The 17,515-nt window shown below is 45.6% G+C and carries 15 protein-coding genes; all 15 read right to left on the minus strand.

Going from position 1 to position 17,515, the window contains the following annotated elements:
• Nucleotides 1-104 precede the first annotated feature (104 nt).
• Complete coding sequence (gene cas2e, locus HMPREF1863_RS00005) at nucleotides 105-1,019, minus strand: type I-E CRISPR-associated endoribonuclease Cas2e (protein ID WP_068365942.1); 915 nt, start codon at nucleotides 1,017-1,019, stop codon at nucleotides 105-107.
• A gap of 1 nt (nucleotide 1,020) precedes the next feature.
• On the minus strand, nucleotides 1,021-1,974 hold the full coding sequence (gene cas1e / locus HMPREF1863_RS00010; protein WP_198142683.1) for a type I-E CRISPR-associated endonuclease Cas1e: 954 nt from the start codon (nucleotides 1,972-1,974) through the stop codon (nucleotides 1,021-1,023).
• Nucleotides 1,971-2,615: a type I-E CRISPR-associated protein Cas6/Cse3/CasE gene (gene cas6e / locus HMPREF1863_RS00015; protein WP_068365943.1), complete on the minus strand. Its 645-nt coding sequence runs from the start codon at nucleotides 2,613-2,615 to the stop codon at nucleotides 1,971-1,973. The genes cas1e and cas6e overlap by 4 nt, the downstream gene beginning before the upstream one ends.
• Before the next feature lie 9 nt (nucleotides 2,616-2,624).
• Nucleotides 2,625-3,305, minus strand: a complete 681-nt coding sequence (gene cas5e / locus HMPREF1863_RS00020; RefSeq protein ID WP_068365944.1) for a type I-E CRISPR-associated protein Cas5/CasD — start codon at nucleotides 3,303-3,305, stop codon at nucleotides 2,625-2,627.
• A 10-nt stretch (nucleotides 3,306-3,315) separates the two neighbouring features.
• The gene (gene cas7e / locus HMPREF1863_RS00025; protein WP_068365945.1) at nucleotides 3,316-4,392 is read right to left on the minus strand and encodes a type I-E CRISPR-associated protein Cas7/Cse4/CasC; all 1,077 of its coding nucleotides are present in this window, start codon (nucleotides 4,390-4,392) and stop codon (nucleotides 3,316-3,318) included.
• Nucleotides 4,385-4,990, minus strand: a complete 606-nt coding sequence (gene casB / locus HMPREF1863_RS00030; protein ID WP_068365950.1) for a type I-E CRISPR-associated protein Cse2/CasB — start codon at nucleotides 4,988-4,990, stop codon at nucleotides 4,385-4,387. The genes cas7e and casB overlap by 8 nt, the downstream gene beginning before the upstream one ends.
• A 1-nt stretch (nucleotide 4,991) precedes the next feature.
• On the minus strand, nucleotides 4,992-6,713 hold the full coding sequence (locus HMPREF1863_RS00035; RefSeq protein ID WP_068365952.1) for a type I-E CRISPR-associated protein Cse1/CasA: 1,722 nt from the start codon (nucleotides 6,711-6,713) through the stop codon (nucleotides 4,992-4,994).
• A gap of 3 nt (nucleotides 6,714-6,716) precedes the next feature.
• Entirely contained in the window at nucleotides 6,717-9,464 is a 2,748-nt protein-coding gene (locus tag HMPREF1863_RS00040; protein ID WP_068365954.1) for a CRISPR-associated helicase/endonuclease Cas3, read from the minus strand.
• Nucleotides 9,465-9,479: 15 nt separating this feature from the next.
• Nucleotides 9,480-9,989 (minus strand): macro domain-containing protein, encoded by a 510-nt coding sequence (locus HMPREF1863_RS00045; protein WP_068365956.1) that lies wholly within the window; start codon nucleotides 9,987-9,989, stop codon nucleotides 9,480-9,482.
• 38 nt (nucleotides 9,990-10,027) lie between these two features.
• Nucleotides 10,028-11,887: an LTA synthase family protein gene (locus tag HMPREF1863_RS00050; RefSeq protein ID WP_068365958.1), complete on the minus strand. Its 1,860-nt coding sequence runs from the start codon at nucleotides 11,885-11,887 to the stop codon at nucleotides 10,028-10,030.
• 93 nt (nucleotides 11,888-11,980) lie between these two features.
• Nucleotides 11,981-12,736, minus strand: a complete 756-nt coding sequence (locus tag HMPREF1863_RS00055) for an MgtC/SapB family protein (RefSeq protein ID WP_068365960.1) — start codon at nucleotides 12,734-12,736, stop codon at nucleotides 11,981-11,983.
• Between the two features lie 314 nt (nucleotides 12,737-13,050).
• Nucleotides 13,051-13,953 (minus strand): DegV family protein, encoded by a 903-nt coding sequence (locus HMPREF1863_RS00060; RefSeq protein WP_068365963.1) that lies wholly within the window; start codon nucleotides 13,951-13,953, stop codon nucleotides 13,051-13,053.
• Between the two features lie 450 nt (nucleotides 13,954-14,403).
• Nucleotides 14,404-14,829 (minus strand): hypothetical protein, encoded by a 426-nt coding sequence (locus HMPREF1863_RS00065; RefSeq protein ID WP_068365965.1) that lies wholly within the window; start codon nucleotides 14,827-14,829, stop codon nucleotides 14,404-14,406.
• A 3-nt stretch (nucleotides 14,830-14,832) separates the two neighbouring features.
• Nucleotides 14,833-15,990, minus strand: a complete 1,158-nt coding sequence (locus HMPREF1863_RS00070) for an ArgE/DapE family deacylase (RefSeq protein WP_068365966.1) — start codon at nucleotides 15,988-15,990, stop codon at nucleotides 14,833-14,835.
• A gap of 11 nt (nucleotides 15,991-16,001) precedes the next feature.
• Entirely contained in the window at nucleotides 16,002-17,276 is a 1,275-nt protein-coding gene (locus HMPREF1863_RS00075; protein WP_068365967.1) for an MFS transporter, read from the minus strand.
• Nucleotides 17,277-17,515 lie beyond the last annotated feature (239 nt).

A 17,515-nucleotide genomic window follows, 5' to 3' on the forward strand; every position in this document is an offset into this window, starting at 1 on the left:
CAGGATCACCCCCGCGTGTGCGGGTAGGTTCCGCGTAACCTTGCGAGTAAAACTAATCACCCGGGATCACCCCCGCGTGTGCGGGTAGGTTAGTTAAGGATCCCTTATTTTAAGCCATTACTTTTTTGAATTTTTAAAAATTCATTTACTTTCGTCGCAAGTTCCGCAATTATTTCAGCATCTTCTAATGCGCGATGAGGTACTGTATGATCCATGTTATAGTTTTTTATGACTGTTTGCAATTGATAGCTTCTAAGAAATTTTTTCTCTCTTTTAACAAGTTGCTTTAAATCAATTGTCTTGTTTTTCAGTATCTCTTTCCCTGCTTTAGTAAGTGCTCGATTCATAAAGCCGATATCAAAGCCTACATTATATCCTACAATGGGATCATCACCCAAAAAGTTAATCCCATCGTTAAGCGCTTTTTCCAGCGGTATTCCTTCTTTGTTTAGAAGTTCATCGGATATGCCCGTAAGTTTGATGATTTCTTCCGGTAGTTTACTTTCACTTTTTATTAAGGCATGAAATGTTTCTCTCTCATCACCTTTTATTTTTATCATCCCTATTTCTATGATGGTGTTCTTTGTCTCATCCAAACCATCTGTCTCTAAGTCTAAGACAATGTAGGAAGAATGGCTTGATCTTTCCATTTTTCCTGCTCCGGCAAACCGCTTTGCTTTTCGAAAGGTAGCAGCCCGGCTAAAGCCTTTTTTTATTTCGCATTCCGTAGATTCGGAGTGCTCTTTTTTTATAAAAACTAACGGAACACCATCGTAATCGAGTCGTTCGCGATTTCCATGACCGATATCAAAATCGTAGCCTATTTCGTTGCGACAACTGTAACTTAATGTAGCTTCTCCCGATTTAAGATTGTCTTTCACGCGCTGCCAAAGTTTTTCGCGAATGGCCGAGTTGAAGTTGCCTACATAGACGCCCGTGGCAATTTCTTGCATCCATTTCGTAAGATCACCTCGAAGTGACGGAGGTACTTTGGTGAGTGTAATCACTGTCATCGGCATATTAAATATCTCCGTCGTATTCTTTGTAGCTTACGCCATGAGCTACTAAGCGGTCTTTATCATCCCATAAACTGATGGTTTCGACTTCCCACTGATCTTCCGCTTCGATTTCCATGAGTTTTTGAAGATCTTTTACGATTTGCTCCATAAGCTTTCCGTCGGCCACGGCGTCTCGCACCGCTCTTCGGGCTATGGCACCTATATCTTCATTTTCATCGTGCTCCGATGCAATTTTAAATGCCAGAGGTATGGTGAGATCCGCTTTATATAGATCCGCCACATCGTATACGAATGATAGATCGTGACCTGTGTGAACAAACCCCAGTCCCGGCGACATTCCCAGTGCCGTGATCACGCTGTGCACAATTCCATAAAGTGCTACATTGGCAGCTGAAAGTGCTTGATTTACCACATTGCCATCTTGAAAATTATCGGGATCGTAAGTTCTTTTGTCCCATTCAACTTCGTATTTTTTGGCGTATTGACGATAGGTGCTTCGTACGCGCGCTCCTTCTCGCCCTCTTAATTGCTGCATGGTAAGACCTGCAGTGTCTTCTCCAAGAAATCGCATTTGATACATCTTGCGAGCTACTTCAAGTCGTTTATTACGATTGGTTACGAGGTTCGCCTGTTTTTCCAGCATTCGCGTCGAACGAGCAAGGGCGCGCCCATGAGCGTATTGTCTCACGCCGCGTTCGCCTACCAATATGACGCTCGTACCTACATCACCGAGTATTTCCATGGCCCTGTGCGTAATGTCGGTACCCGGCCCCAGCAAGAGGACGCCGATCATGGCAACCGGAACGTAAATAATACCTCGGCGATCATTCACCGAAAGGGCGCTGTCTTTTCGGTTGATTGTGGCATGCTCAATATAGAGAAAGCTTACGCGGTCGCCTATTCGCGGCAGTTCTTTTAATTCAGCCTTCAGTGCGCCAATGTTTTTTTCTATCATAGTACTTTCATTGGAATAAGGGTCATAAGACCGAAGCCGTATGCTTTTTTCTTTCCCATTCCCTCTCGAAGCACACGCTCGAGCGCTCTTTTATCGGTAATCGTCAGTATGCCTTCGTAAACGGCTTTTTTCAGGTAAATATCTTGTTGTCCTTTTTTGCGATAAAGTTCGACGCCCCGCTCGACGATGTCATAGTCTTCTTCTTTAAGCGAAAAACCGTTTTGTTCAGCTCGATTAAGAAGATATTGTTTTTGTTCGCCGTCGGGAACGGGTACTACACGCCCCCGCTCTCCCTTTGCTTTTCCATCTCTGGATGACCAAACGGGGTTGAGTTTGACGCGAAATCTGGCTGTCATTCCATTTTCCAGGCGACTTAAAAAAGGCTCATAATCTTTCGTCTGAATGTTCCCCCTCACGCCGATAGTATCCAGGGCATTATGATCCGGCATTTTTTCGCTCACAATCAGGAGATAGCGCTTACCGCCTAAGGGATCAATGCGCCATAATTTTCTCGTACGGATTCCAATCTGTTTTTCCTCAGGAAAGCTGTCTTCGATAAGACTATGGATTGCACCGATATGGGAGGCATGTTTCATTTTTCTACGATTCTCAACATCGAGCATCACTCTTGTCAAATACATTGCATCCTCCTATAGTGCGCCAAAAGCATCGTGCTCATTCTCTTTAAGCTGTATCTCCATCGAACCCTCTCCGCGAAATCCGAATGTTCTTCCTCTTGGATCGAAGGACTGAACGTAATCATTTCTTAAATTTGATGCCTTCGACGGCAGGAGTTCAAGATCGCCGTAAAGAGTAACCGTTTTATGATCCATAACGGAACGAGGGCCTTGAAGAGGATAGTGTTTCAGCGCCTCGATGGGTCCTCCTTCTACCGTATCCAGAAGAAAATCGTAGGTTGGCGGCAAGCTTCGTCTTCCCAAATAAGGTTGAAAATATGGGCTTCTTAAAGCTTGTCGAATTTGTTCGATCAGTTCATTATCTTCACTTCCGAGAGCGACGACAAAAACGGCATCCTCTAAATAGTATCGATTCGTTACATACGTACTATCTTTTTTTTCTAATTTTCTATTTTTTTCTACCGTATGATAATCTCTCAGAAGTTCACCCTCGTGATCGGTTCTCACAGCAAACATTAGTTGATTTAATCTCCGAATCTTCTCAGTTTCATCACGTCGATAACCTAATGCGGCCGCTACCATTCCAATCATCGCACTTTTCGAGGGGTGAGGATCGGTTGCTCTCGTTTCAAAATGCGACGATGTGCCATAGGACTGCATCGGTCCGGCTAATTTAAGCAAGATCGTCTTCACTCTCTCACCTCTAATCTATTGCTTGTTCCAAACTCGTCTTTAAACTTTCGAGTAGATCGTTCAAATTCTCCCTCTTTCCCGCTTCCGGTCCATTGCTGTCGTCTACGTTTAGATAGAGGACGGCTTTGGGTGGCTGCACGAAAACTTCCGCTTTTTCCATTTCATTAAATAGTTTTTCAATTGATGGTTTGACATAGCCCGACACGGAGTGTACAGGTTCTTCATAGGCACTTACGAGGTTCACCGGGCGATCTTCTCTCAGCACGACGACGAGGGCTTGCGGTAACGTTTGATTACCAAATGTATTGATTTTACCCGTGGGCATGGCGTTTACAAATGATTCTACAAACAGGCAGATCGATCGGATAACCTGTTCTTTATCGCCAAGTTGTTTGAGGAGTTCGTGAGCCGCAATGTTTCCGTATCGGTAAAGAGTAGAGGAATTGTACTCCACTGTACCCAACATACCCGCTCCCGCATTGTCTTCCGGCGCCATATCGTCAACAGCTGTAAAGAAGTCGAATTCCGTTTGGACGCCGTGAGTGGAGATAGCATGAGCTACTTGGCATGAAGCTTCTTCCTTTAAAGAAGGGACTTTGGCTACCATTCGACCGAAAAGAGCAATATCTACAGCAGGATTTTCCTTTAATACGGCTTGTAATTTCTTTTTATCTTTTACTCCCGAAAGTGCAGCTTCCGCTAAAGCTTTTGCCTGTGCATCGCCTAGAAAAAGAAGAACTTGTGTTTTCATCCTGTCATCAACTAGGTTCGTTTTGATATCCAGTCTGTTAAAGGTTTTTGTTACTAAGTCCGTTGCTTCTTTCTCACTTATATCGGGATCCAAATTCATCATTTTCTCCACAACAAAATCGACTACTTGTTTTGTACGAACTCCTACATTAGTGCTGCCATTATGTTCATTAAAATATAGTCGAATCGCTCTTTTCCACGCTTGGGAACTCACCCTTGCACGACGTACGCCGCCATAAAGGGCTGTTTTCGGGCTCCCCGTGTCATCTCGGTTTATATTGGAAGGGGGTACCGTTTGAATAGCGTGGACATCTACAAATAAGCGTTGTTTATTCATTTTCCTCAGCTCCTTTTTCTTCTTTATTTTTTTCTATGCGATAATAATCTCTCGCCCATGAAAGGCGTAATTTCTCTTCATATCCTCTTTGGAACCAATAGAGATCCTGCGCCAGTCTCCCGTAATCAATTGTCGTATCGGTTTTTGATTTTAGAAGGCTAATCATTTGGCGTAAGTAATGGACTAGTTCGTCGTACGTTTGGGCGGTGATCAGTGCATTGAAACGACGATCAACCGCCTTTGAATCCTCCTCCATTCGCAATTGTCTGAACGATTCACCGACGGTACGTCTTTTTTCTTCGCGCGATGCTACCGTTTGAGCTTTTCCCTGTTGATGAATGGCATATAATCCTAAACTCGTAAAAACAGCTCGCTCCTGAAAGGTAATCCTCATACCGTCGCCTAAAAAATACTCCGGCATAAAGCCGTAAACTAAGGGCCAAATTTGTACCGACTGAGACATAGGCCTTCCGATTGAGTTTCGGAGATTCGCCAAGTTGGCGCGCCCTGCAGACGTGCCAAGCGATTGCTGCAAGGCGTCGATAATATTATCTACTACTCTCTGAACTTCCATTCCTTTGTTTATTTTTGATCCCATCTCACCCCTCCTTGACATCCAGCTGCTTATTTAAAAAGTATGAAAACGCATTATAAGATATGGCGATGTTTTTATAGCGACCTTCGCTTTCTCCGACACCTCCTCCATCACATATGCGCCCCGTAAAATCTCTTGGCCCGGCCTGAGCGACGAGACGGTCAGCTTCACGTTTAACCAACTTCTTAAGTATCTTTTTCCACTCGTTCAACTGCACTTCCCGATCTTTATCAGGTTCAATGGATGCAATCCATTCTCTAAAGGGTTGATCGATCACATAATAGAGCCGCGCCAACTCTTTTGAAGTGAGCCCGCTGTTTTTCAAGTTTCGAATGTCCTCTATATCGTAAAGAAAACGGCCATAAGTACTTCGTACGACATGATTGGTAAGGTCGACAATATCTCTTATACGCTGTTCCCATCCATTTTCCGATAGATCTGTAAGTAATCTTTCGTGGAGCATTAAGGTATCTACTACTTCATTCACGGGAATTTGGGAAGTTGGGTTTCCGCCCCAAATCATGCTTACAGCTACTACACATACTTGTATTGAGTCAAGCGCATCCTTGATCTCCTCATTCCTTACCCATTGGATAACACCGGGCGTTCTCTCATCATTATTTCCGCTGAGCAAGCCGAAAGACCGCCAAAGAGACCATTCTTCTTTGTGAACATATGGTGTTGTATGATTGCGTTGCGCCCCCGTTTTATGCAGTTTCCATAAGGTCATTGGCTCAATAAAATAATCCGTGATCTGAATATCCGGAAGCTTTACAACTTCAAATTGAAAATTTTTACTCATATCTATTGATGGGTCAATGTAAATAGCGCGACTCCATACAGTGTAAAGTTCTGCCAAATTGTCAATGGCTCGGGGATCCGAACTCCCTCGAAGATATCTTTCAATGAGGTTATCTGGATCAAATTCCCAGCATGGCTTCTGAGAATACAAGCTTTCCTCTTGATCTTGTCTAACGAGAGTTAAATTAAGCAGAAGAGATTCAAATAAATTATCTCCCTTAAAATAGATTCCACCCAATTCAAAAGCCCATCCCTTAGAAACCCCTACGTCATATCCTTTTCCAAAAACAGCTTTATCAGATTTATTAGAATAATTTTGATAAGCTATCAGCCATCTTGCAAGTTCAGGTTCTGAAAGCAGATCACTATACTCTTCATAGCGATTTTTCGGAGAAAATAAAACTTTTTTATTTCCACTTTCTGAGATTCTTCGGTTAATATTTTTTCCACATACTGAAGTCGGAGATTTTTGATTAAGCTTATTCTTAGAAAGAACCTTAAAACTCACTTGATAAAATGGATACTCTTCATCAAATAAGTAAAAACGATCGTGCCAAGCCTCTAAATAATCTACGACCGCCTTAGGAAATTTTCCCGCTTTCCACAGATCATTCCACGTTTTGTAAAGCGCACCGGCATAATCTTCCATATCGTCTTCATCGACTTCATTCAATTGACGGAAGCTTTCGTCCAATTCAATCCATTCGTAAATTTCTCCCTGTGCATCGACGCGAGAAAACACCGTATGAAGAATTGCCAATAATAATCGAAGCAGGGCGAAATCTTGTGTTTTCATATCACCTGCTAATCCAATATAAAGGTGCGCATTCTGAAACAGTTCCTTTAACGAAACTTCTTCCGTTTCTCCTCCCGAATCCGTAACAACACGAATCCAAGGTTCATCGATTAAATTAAATCGTGCCATTCCTCACATCCCTTCATAGGTCAGCCCGTAACGTGTATCGTAACGCAAAAGATATCCATTAAGTGAAAACGTTTGGTCTTCATTAAAAAGAATAGCCAGCGATCCCTTTAGCCACGGGTCATTTTGCCAATCTATAAAATATTGTAGGGTATGTTTCTCCAAAAAGTCAATGGTCTTATCCATAGCTTTCCCACCATATCCGACGACCCTTTTGGGAAGTTGAACGGTGTGAGAAACGATGGCCATAGCGATGGCAGGGTCATCTATTTGTTGTGATATATCTCGGTCATCTTCAAAAAATCCATAACCGTTTTCCCATTTTTTTAAAAGGATTACCTCCAAGTTCTCATCGATATCGCGCACGCGACCGTATGCTCCTTCTTCTGTCGCGCCTCTTAAGTCATTTTTCAGCCATCCTGTCAGTGTACCGTCGCTTTTCTTTTTAATCGTTCGCTTCGGAGATGATAGCCTAAACACTCTTGCTTTCTGCTGTTTTTGATCTTTTTCATGAAGGAATTTCCCCATAACATGATCCGTTTCCAAATCCGATCTATCTCCCAGTTCCCTATAAACCTTTTGTACAAGCGGCGAAATATCTGCCGGAAAAAATAGAGTATCCTTTAAATTCTTTTTTGTTTCTCTGAGCAGGTACTCACCATAAATGTGCTCAGATCCTGATTCATACTCTTCATTCGACATACCCATAATATATAATCGAGCGTCCAAAAGATGCTCTGGTCGTACTGTCTCTTTGTGGCGATGTAACCTCCCGGCTCTTTGGATCAAAAGATCTACAGGTGCCAAATCGGAAATCATGACATCAAAGTCGATATCTAAAGATTGTTCGATGACTTGAGTGCCGACGATGATTTTTTTATCGGGCCGTACACCTTTTTTGCTGCTATCCTTGCCTATAATTTCCATTAACTCATTTTCTTTTTTTACCCGATCTATCGCCGTAAAGGATGAATGCAATACGCTAACAACCTCGTCGCCATAGCGTTCCATTAATTCTTTTCCGATTCTTTGCGCTCGTCCAATAGTGTTGACGACAATTCCCAGTACCCCTCCCGGGCCCACCAATCCCTCGATTACATCGTAGAGTTCTTCTTCTTTAAGAGGCGTTAGGGAAATCGTCATATTCTCCGAAGCGGGAAAATCTTTAAATTGATAGGCATTTTTTCCGTCGGTATAGGTAATTAAAGGATATTCTTCTCCTTGTAACCCCTCTTCCGGAAGTTCGACTTCTTTCCATTTAATTCCTTTTCCTTTTAGGTAAGCTTTTACCATGGCCTCCCGTCTTTCGGCCGGTAGTGTCGCTGAAAGGATAATCACGGGCACATCGTAAGCCGCCATCCAGGATATGGACTCGAGTAAATATTCACTCATATAGGCATCGTATGCGTGGACTTCGTCGATGATCACCACTTTTTTACTGAATCCTAAATGGCGTAATGCAAGATGTTTCTGCTTCAAGGAGGCGAGTAAAAACTGATCTACCGTGCCGACGACGAAATCATCCAATGCCGTCGTCTTTTTACCGCGAAACCATGCATTAGCGATAACTGTTCCGTTTTCAGCACTGTCTACATCGATTAAATGACCTTTTCCCGCAAGATTTGAGTATGCTTTATTGAGGGAAGCTTTCCCATGGGCTAATTGAATGGATGCCGTACCTTTCATTGTGCGTTCCAGCCAATCTTCTATTCGCGTAAACATACTATTGGACGTGGCTTGGGTAGGTAGCCCGAAAAATAAACCGCTCCTATTTGTTTTTACTGCCAGCTGCTCTGCTCCTATAAGAGCTGCTTCCGTCTTTCCTTTACCCATGGGTGCTTCAAATATAAAAATGCCGGGTTCATCAGTTGCCGCAATGATCTCTGAAAAAATTTTTTGCTCTACTCTCGGCGAAAACCCAAATCGATCCTCGTACAGTTGAACGATGTCCGAACTTACCTCCGGAGCCCATAAATCGCTCTGTTCCCAAAGGCTCCATCCTCTCTCCAGTCGTTTCTCGGCATCTTCTACTTTTTCCTCTCCAATATCGATAAGAGGGAAATAATATGTATTACTTGCAATCCAATCTGCCATAATGATAAGGCCTGACAATAAAACGAGATAAGCCTGCGGCACAATCGGGATCTCTTCTACCGATCGATACCTCCCCTCATCCATGGCATATTGAAATAGTTCACGCTGAACTTTTTTCCATAACAAATGGGTCTCGCCCGACGGATCACTCTCTTGATAGTAATATGCTTCATAGGCTATCTGCTCATCCAGTGTTACGCTGTTGTCTATAGGTTTCCCATGATGGGCGCCGATGATGGAGGCAATTCCCGAATCGACGCCGAAGTCGCGCAAAATTTTCTCTCCCGCTACCGTATGGTGTACTGCCGACTTGGTTGAAAGTACCAAATGCGATAAATCCTTATAGCCCACCTTCTCAAGCCGCTCTATTAATATGTCGTCCAAACTTGCCGAGCTTTGATGGCTTTTAATCGTCTGGAAAGCCGGCGTCGCTTTCCCAATATCATGGCTTGCCGCTAAAAAGGCGACCAGATTGATTGCCTGTTCCTCATCTATTGACGTACCGTTGTAAATAGTTTGTTTTGTGCCCTTCGCCAGCCAGTGGTTCCACAGTTGAATGGCGACACCTACTGTATCCTCTAAATGTTGCATTAAAGGTAACCATTTGAGTACACCTGAAACTTCATCTTTTTTTGCCCACAAAGCATCTTGTGCTTTCACTTCACAACCTCCTCTTTATACTTCTTCCCCCAACACTCGGTCATATATCCTCTTCGTTTCCTCATCGAAGAGCACCCATAGAACGGTTATGTCTTTGTCTTTTAAGTATTCTTTCACGGCTTTTACGGCGGTTTGGGCGGCTTTTTCCGTAGGGTAGCCGAAGATGCCCGTGGAAATGGAGGGGAATGCCACGGTTTTTAATCCGTTGGTTTCCGCCACTTCCAGTGAGCGGATGTAGCAGGATCTGAGTTTGTCTTCTTCTCCCGATTTTCCGCCGTGCCACACGGGGCCGACGGTGTGAATGATGTAGGATGCGGGAAGATTGAAGCCCTCTGTTATAACGGCATCGCCTGTAGCACAGTGGCCGATAGCGTCGCAGGCTTTTTGAAGTTTTTCAGCCCCGGCTGCGGCGAAAATGGCACCGCACACGCCGCCCCCTCGCATAAGTTGTTCGTTGGCGGCGTTCACGATGGCGTCCACCTTTTGGGTGGTAATGTCCCCTTGTATGGTTTTGATGTTTCCCATGATCTTCTCCTTTTAAAGAAGCCCTTACGTGGTAAGGGCTAGTTGTTGTCTTTTATGCGCTCGGCGGCGCGATAGTATTCCATTGAGCGATAGTTTCGAATATTTTCTTGTAATGTTTTGTCGTCGCTTACGTTTATATAGGCGCCGTCTTTTCTAACGAGGGGATCGTGATAGACTGTAACGCCTTTTAAATAGTGATCCTGCATTTGCATCATGGCATCTTTCGGCCAGCCCATGGCGGTGTAAAGGTAATTCATCAAAAGGAAGGGGCTCATATCCGGTCCTTCGCCTTTAAAATCTTTACCGAGTTTCGCTTTGGCCGCCGGGTTCGCCCAGATGACATAGGGCGTGGTGTAGTAGTTGAGTGTGCCTTCCAGTGTCGATTGATCCACGTTAATGCCCATGGCGTGGTAGCCGCTTTCCTCTTCCCCGAGCCAGGGTTTGTGGTCGCCGAAAAATACGAGAACCACCGGTTCGGGATGTTTTCGCAAGCTGTCTACGAATGCGCCTAAGGCTTTGTCCGTGGCGTAAATATCCGAAAGATAATGGTTTACGATACACCAATTTTTGTCGCGCTCGCCGTTTAGCGGCTTAAGGTAATCTCTGTCGCCTCTACCGTATTCGGCGTAAGGACCGTGGCCTTGATAGGTGAGGGCGTAGCTGAAGTAATAGTTGCCGTTTTTTGCCGCCTCATCCAGTCTCTTTTCCACTTCCGGCAGAAAATGATTGTCGCGAGTGTAGCCGTGGCCTTTGTCGATGTCGTACTGCTCTTCGATGGGCTTGAAGTAGTTTTCATAGCAAAGGTAATCGTCGAATCCCAATCGGGGATTAATGCTGGAGCGATTGTAAAACCAGCCTTTGATCGGGTGGAGCGCCTCGGTAATGTAGCCGTTGTTTTTCATATAGCGCACATGGGAGTTTACATCTTTTAAATAATTTACGGAGCCGGAATGGTTGGCGCCGGAATAGCCTGTTAAAAAGCCGCGCTCGGTGTTTACTGTGCCGCCGCCGAAAATATCGGCGACCAAACGGCCGTGAAGGCTTTCTCTTTGAATGCGGTGCAGGTTTTTGTAGACGTCTTTATAAATGGGTGCTCCCTCGTAAATGCTGAAATCAGCAAAGGATTCCAACATCACCGACACGACGTGCACTTTTTTGTCCTCGGGAATCACCGGGTCTCGATATTCTTCCCAAAGCATTTCGGCGAGTTTTTTGTCGTAATCTTCCGGCCGATTGCCGAGAAGCATGCGCCCGGTGTATAAAAAAGGATAGACCAAGCCTTTGGATTGGTATTTTTCGCCGTCGTTGAAAATGTTGATGATGTCATCGTTTCCTACTTTTTCATAGAGCACGGGGTTAAAGTAAGGGCCGGTGAATCCTCGAAAGAGCACCGCCGAGAGGGCGAGGGTGGCGAGAAAAGTTCTTCTGCGAATTTTTCCACGCCAGGGCCGGGGATAGAGTTTAAAGAGGGCAAAGGTGATGGCGAGGATAGCCACGAGGGATATGACCGCCGGCGGATTGGATGTGAAAATGGAAATGTTGTAATTGCCCTTCATCATCACCGATTCCCGGAAGAGGGCGATTTCCGGAATCATAAAGGGTTCGTCGCGGTAAATAAGTTTGAATTTTTGCACCACGCCGATGGCGAAGAAAAGCGCCGTCGTCGCAAAAAAGCCCAGGTACAATCTGCCGCTTAAAGCGTAGATCAGCAAAAAGACGGCGATGATGGGAATAAGGTTCATCGCGAGGAGCAGGGGATCGTTGAAATAGCTCACAAGCAACGTCCGCTGCATGTCCCCTTCCCCTGATCCGAAAATAAAGGTCATGATCATGATCATGGCGCTTAATAAGCCTAAGATGACAAAAGGTGTGGCTTTGTTGTTTTTTAATTTTTCCATTCGCTCGTGCCCTTTCTTTCTATTAATACTCGTATTTTACCACAGGTTCCCCCTATTGCATCTTTTCCCAATAGAAAAAGGCCCTTTCGGACCTTATATGGCTCCCCGCAAATCGGCGACGCTGACGCTGACCGATTCCACCCCGGGGAGTTTTTGCAATTTTCGAAGGCAATCGTCCATTCGCTCCCGCGCCTGATGGGCTTCGGGTAAAATGGTAAATTCCAAAATACCTTGATCGCCGATTTCCACTTCTTTCGGCGGCGTGCCGCGGTTAATGTGGATGCGAGCCACGAGCATGCGGTGATCGCGCAGGGCATCCTCAATATCTTCTACAAGCCCTTTGGAAAGATCGCGGACAACGTAAAGCTCCAAGTAGTTTTCTTCCGATGCCGTTCCTACTTTCATAAGGTCTTGTTGCTTGAATTTATCTTTAAAAAGTTTGCGCTCCCAGCGAATTAAAAAAGTCAAGGTAAAAAGGGAAAGCCCGGCCGTTAAAACGGCTTCTCTATACATTCCTGCGCCGAAGGCAAGGCCGATGGCGGCGCAAACCCAAAGACCCGTCGCCGATGTGAGGCCGCGAATGGTGGGGCCTTCTTTTAAAATGGTGCCGGCGCCTAAAAAACCGATGCCGCTTACGACTTGGCAGGCAAGGCGCATGGGATCGTTTCCTACGGTGCCCGGCGCATATTTTGTGGTGGAAATAATCATAATCAGACAGGCGCCCAGGGTCACGAGGATGTGGGTTCGAAAGCCGGCAGGTTGACTGTGGCGCTCCCTTTCAATGCCGATAACTCCGCCTGCCACAACGGCGGAAAGGAGGCGTACAAAAACTTCAAGTGTCGATAACATAGCCGCAAGATACCTTTCTATACATAATATGACCTAAGATTACATGATCGTCTTAAATTTGTCAACTTTATGACACTCGTCGATAAGCAGATGCTTTTTCCGGAAAAGTTATGGCAACAAAAAAGCCGACATCCGCCGGCTCGTCCGATTATTTATGAAATTTATAGGCTGTGCGGCACGATGGATAGATCGTCGACGACGCCTCCAAAGGTGACGATGGCAATTTCAGGACCCGTGTGGGCGCCGTTTTTCCGGCGACCTCTTCCTTAATAAAAAAGCCGACATCCGCCGGCTCGTTCCATTGTTTATGAAATTTATAGGCTGTGCGGCACGATGGATAGATCGTCGACGACGCCTCCAAAGGTGACGATGGCGATTTCAGGACCCGTGTGGGCGCCAATAATACTGCCGACGCGAAGGTCTGTAAAAACATTCTCTTCTTTTACGCCCATTTCGTCGATTAAAAATTGCTTAATCGTATCCACGCGCTCTTGCCAATCGCCGCCGTAAACATACACTGTTTGATTGGGGTTGAAGACGCCGTTTTCGCTTTTATCGTTCATGTACTGTTTCAGCTTTTTGAGTAGCCCTTTTACCCCGCGATGAACGTCGATTACTTTTAATTCCCCCGATTCTTTGTTGGTTTCCAAAATCGGGAAAATTTGAAGCATGCCGCTTGCCACCTTCGTCGCCTTGGACACGCGGCCGCCGCGATGAAGGTAATCCAAGCTGCCTACGGTAAAAAATTCAAAGCTTTCGGTTTTAATTTTTTCGATGTAATCGGCGATAGCATCTAAGCTTTCCCCGCGGCTTCTTAAAATAGACGCTTTAATGGCCAAGAGCCCTTCGCCAAAACTGGCGGCGTGCGAATCGACGATGCGCAGTTTGTCGGGAAATTCCTTGTTCAAATCCCGCTCTAAAAGCGTAGCTCCTTCCCATGTACCGGACAGGGCCGAGGACAGGGCGATATAAAGGATCTCGTCGCCTTTTTCCAAATAGTTGCGGAAAGTAGATTCCATAATGGGAACCGACACGCGGGATGTGGCATAATGCACGCCTGCGCGCATATTATCGTAAAAAGTGTCCACATCCATGCTGCGGCCGGCTTCAAATTCGTGATCGCCGTCATTTAAGCCGATGGGCAACACCTCTATGTCGTAGGTTTCGCGCATAATAAAAGTTAAATCCGCGCCGTCGTCTGTCAAAATTCGTAACATCCGATTCTCCTTTTAAGTAATGTATCGATAGGGCGCACATTCTCGGCGCCGGGTTATTTTTATTATTCTGTCAGTTTAAATATCTTTATTTAGTTTAAATCCTAGACCCTGTAAAGTCAACGAAAAGCCCATTTCTGAATGATCCCGGACTTTTTACACGTTTCATTTTCACGCTCTGCAGTATGAATAGACCATAAAATGTGAAAGGGCTTCCTTCTCCATTTTAAATACTCTACTCACTAAAGGAGATTTTTTGAAACGTTATTTTAAACCCATCGTACCCCTCGCCCTCGCTTTAATCCTCGCAAGTTGTAGCCAAACCGGCGATGAAAAAGCTAACGACAACTAAAAAACAGTGGATACGACCACAGAATCCACTTGTTAATTGAAAGGGCGACTAATTGCTCGCCAACACAAAAAGCGACCTTCCCGGCCGCTTTTTTATTGCACTTATTCATAAACTACATATTCTACGGAGCCTGTAAAATAGAAATCCAAAGTGATTTCCTTCACTTCCTCGCCCAACCAGTAAAAGCCGTTTACATAATAGGCGCGAAAGCCATCGTATTCGCTGTAGACTTCGATAGCGGCGTTCTCTGCAAAACGAGGAAGAAAATCCTCCAGGGTCATTTTTTCCCCTGAAAAGCGCCCCGTATTTTCCACTCTCCCGAAATCGATTATATAAACATAGGAATCGTCGAAAGAGACATCGGTTATTAAAAGATCGCCGTTCACCCCGTCATTTTTTTCAATATCGGCATAGCCGTAATCCGTCTTCAAAAAAAGATCGTCTCCACGCCGCTCCATGGCGATAATCCGCGCGTCGTGAAGGGAGAAACGCTGATCCGGGGCTTTCTTTCGAGTGTAATGTGTCATAAATTACTTTGCCAAAAATGTAAGGGCCGTATCTTTAAAGATGCGGATCGTATCCACATATTCGTCCAACTCGATGTACTCGTCCACCACGTGGGCCTGTTGGGTAAGGCCGGGGCCGTAAACCAGGAGCTGAATATCGTCTGAAATATGAATAAAGCGGGAGAGTTCGCAGGTGCCGATCAAGGGCTTGATCTTTACGTTTTTATCCGGCGCCGATTCGATGAGGGCGTCGATTAAGTCGTTTTCTCTCGACGCTTCCGCCGGGTCCAGCACTTGAATGAGTTCCAAGCTTAACTTTGCCCGGCTTTCGTCGCGATTATTTTCTTCAATGGCTTTTTCCAAAAGGGCGATGGCTTCTTCCGATGCAAATTCCGGCACTGTGCGGATATTGCCCTTTACCACAGCCTTGTCCGGCACGGAGTTAAATTGCACGCCCCCTTCGATCATGGAAAACACGTTTAACGTGGAGCCGAGATTTTTATTTTGAAGGGCGGGATCGGCGGTGACTGCATCGAATGCGTCTTGCACCTTACGGATAAAATTCGCCAAAGCCATAATGGCGTTAATGCCGATTTCCGGCATGGAGGAGTGGGCAGCCTTCCCCGCCGAATGAACCGCATACATAATGGAGCCCTTGGAGGCGAAAATGCCCTGGTTTTCCCCATCGCGCTTCGTGGGCTCAGGGGTGATAATGGCGTCTACCTCGTTTAAATAGCCGCCTTCCACTAAATCCAGGGCGCCCTGCATGCCCACTTCTTCGCCGACAGTGCCGATAAACCAAATTTCCCCGTCAAATTCTTTTTTCGATTCTATAATACCCAAAAGGGCATAAAGACACGCCGCCACGCCGGCCTTCATATCGCAAGTGCCGCGTCCATACATTTTATTGCCTTCGATAACCCCTTCAAAGGGCGGATGCGTCCAGCCTTCCCCGGGAGCCACCACGTCTAAATGGCCCGAAAAAGCAAAGATCTTCCCTTTTTCATTGCCTTTTAATTTGACGATCACATTGGAGCGACCGGGATAAGAATCTATAATTTCCGTCTCCACATTGTCGTAATCTTTAAATAAATCGGCGATGTAACGGGCGACTTCTTCCTCGCCGTCGTTTACCGATTCAAATTGGATAAGGTCTTTTAAAATAGGAATATATTTTTCCATAAGTGCCTCCTTTATTTTTCGCTTTTACCTTCAAAGGGTTCCGCATTTTTATGGGCAAGGAACCATAAAAAGCCCGTTAAGAGGGCAAAGCCGATGTTAATGAGCCACGCCCAATAGTACGTTCCCGACGAGTCGAAAATATACGATACCAAAAGAGGGCCGAAGGCTGCGCCGATTTGAGTGGACGATTGCACAAAGCCGTAAGCTTCCCCGTACATGGCGCGCCCATAAATGGAAGATGTGACGAGCGGGGGCAAGACCGATCCCAAGGCAAGGCCGAAGCCGAAGACGAAGGCCACGAGCCACGGGCCCCACACTTGCCCGGCAAAGAGCATGGACACAAAACTAAGCGCCAAGGTGCCGGCGCCGAAAATTAAGGCGTGGTAAATGCCGTATTTATCCGCAATGCGGCCGAGCAAAAGCTTGCCCGCTACGCCGACTAAAAGATAAATGGACACCACGGTGCCCGCCGTTTGAAAGCCGGCCGCTTCCTGAAGGGCAGGGGGAAATTGAAGAGACGCGCCGTTGGCAAGGCCGTTCATCACTGAGCCCAAGAGCAGGAAAATAAAGAAGCTGCAGGAAAGGGACGCACCGATGGAAAGGCCGACGTTTAAAGATTTATTGGAATCCTTCGTACGATCAATAGGCCCTTCGTCTTCTTCTTTATAACCGTAAGGCTTTAAGCTCTTGTCTTCCGGCCGCAAATAAATTAAGAAAAAGCCGAAAACCACGGCGAGAATGAGAATAATCAGAGCATACACCCTATAAGACATTCTCCAGCCCACATTGGCGATGAGGCCGTTGACGAGAGGGCTTAAAAGAGCGCCCCCTGCGGAAATCCCCGACACGGCGATAGACGTGGCGAGGCCCTTTTTATCCGCAAACCAGTTGTTGATGAGCATCATCATGGGAATTTGCGCCGTGGTAATATAAGCGGCGCCGACGACGAGGCCTAAGGCGTAAAAATGAAACTTATTCTGCGCAAGGGAATAGCCGAAAACGGCGAGAGCAAAGGTAATGGCCGCCCCCGTCCATATGCGCTTAAAATTATATTTCGTAAGAATCACCGAAATCACGGGACCCAGAAAAATCCCCACGGCTTGGGTAATGGTACCTGTAAACGAAAAAGCCGTTCTGGAAAAACCGAGATCATCGGTGACGGCAATCTGCCAGCTGTTGGATAGGGAGTTTACTACGGGCACATACACCCCTAAAACCAAAGCCGCCACCACTAAAATAACCCACGCATAATGGAAACCGCCTTCGCGCTTTACTTCATTCTTCATGATAACCCCCTTACAACGACACAATCATGATCTTGTTTTATTATACCCGTTAAACAAAAATAAACCTAAATTTATTGCAATGTAAATAATTCTACGATTATATGGTGAAGAAAAAAAGCTCCGAAGAGCTTATGCAAAGACCCCCAAAAGCTGGATTAAGAGATCCAACCTATGGGGGTCTTTTAATGGCAATTTACAGTTGTGAACTGAAGAAAAATCAACAAAGATTATTTATGTGG

This window comes from Aedoeadaptatus coxii, from assembly GCF_001553115.1.
GTDB lineage: Bacteria > Bacillota > Clostridia > Tissierellales > Peptoniphilaceae > Aedoeadaptatus > Aedoeadaptatus coxii.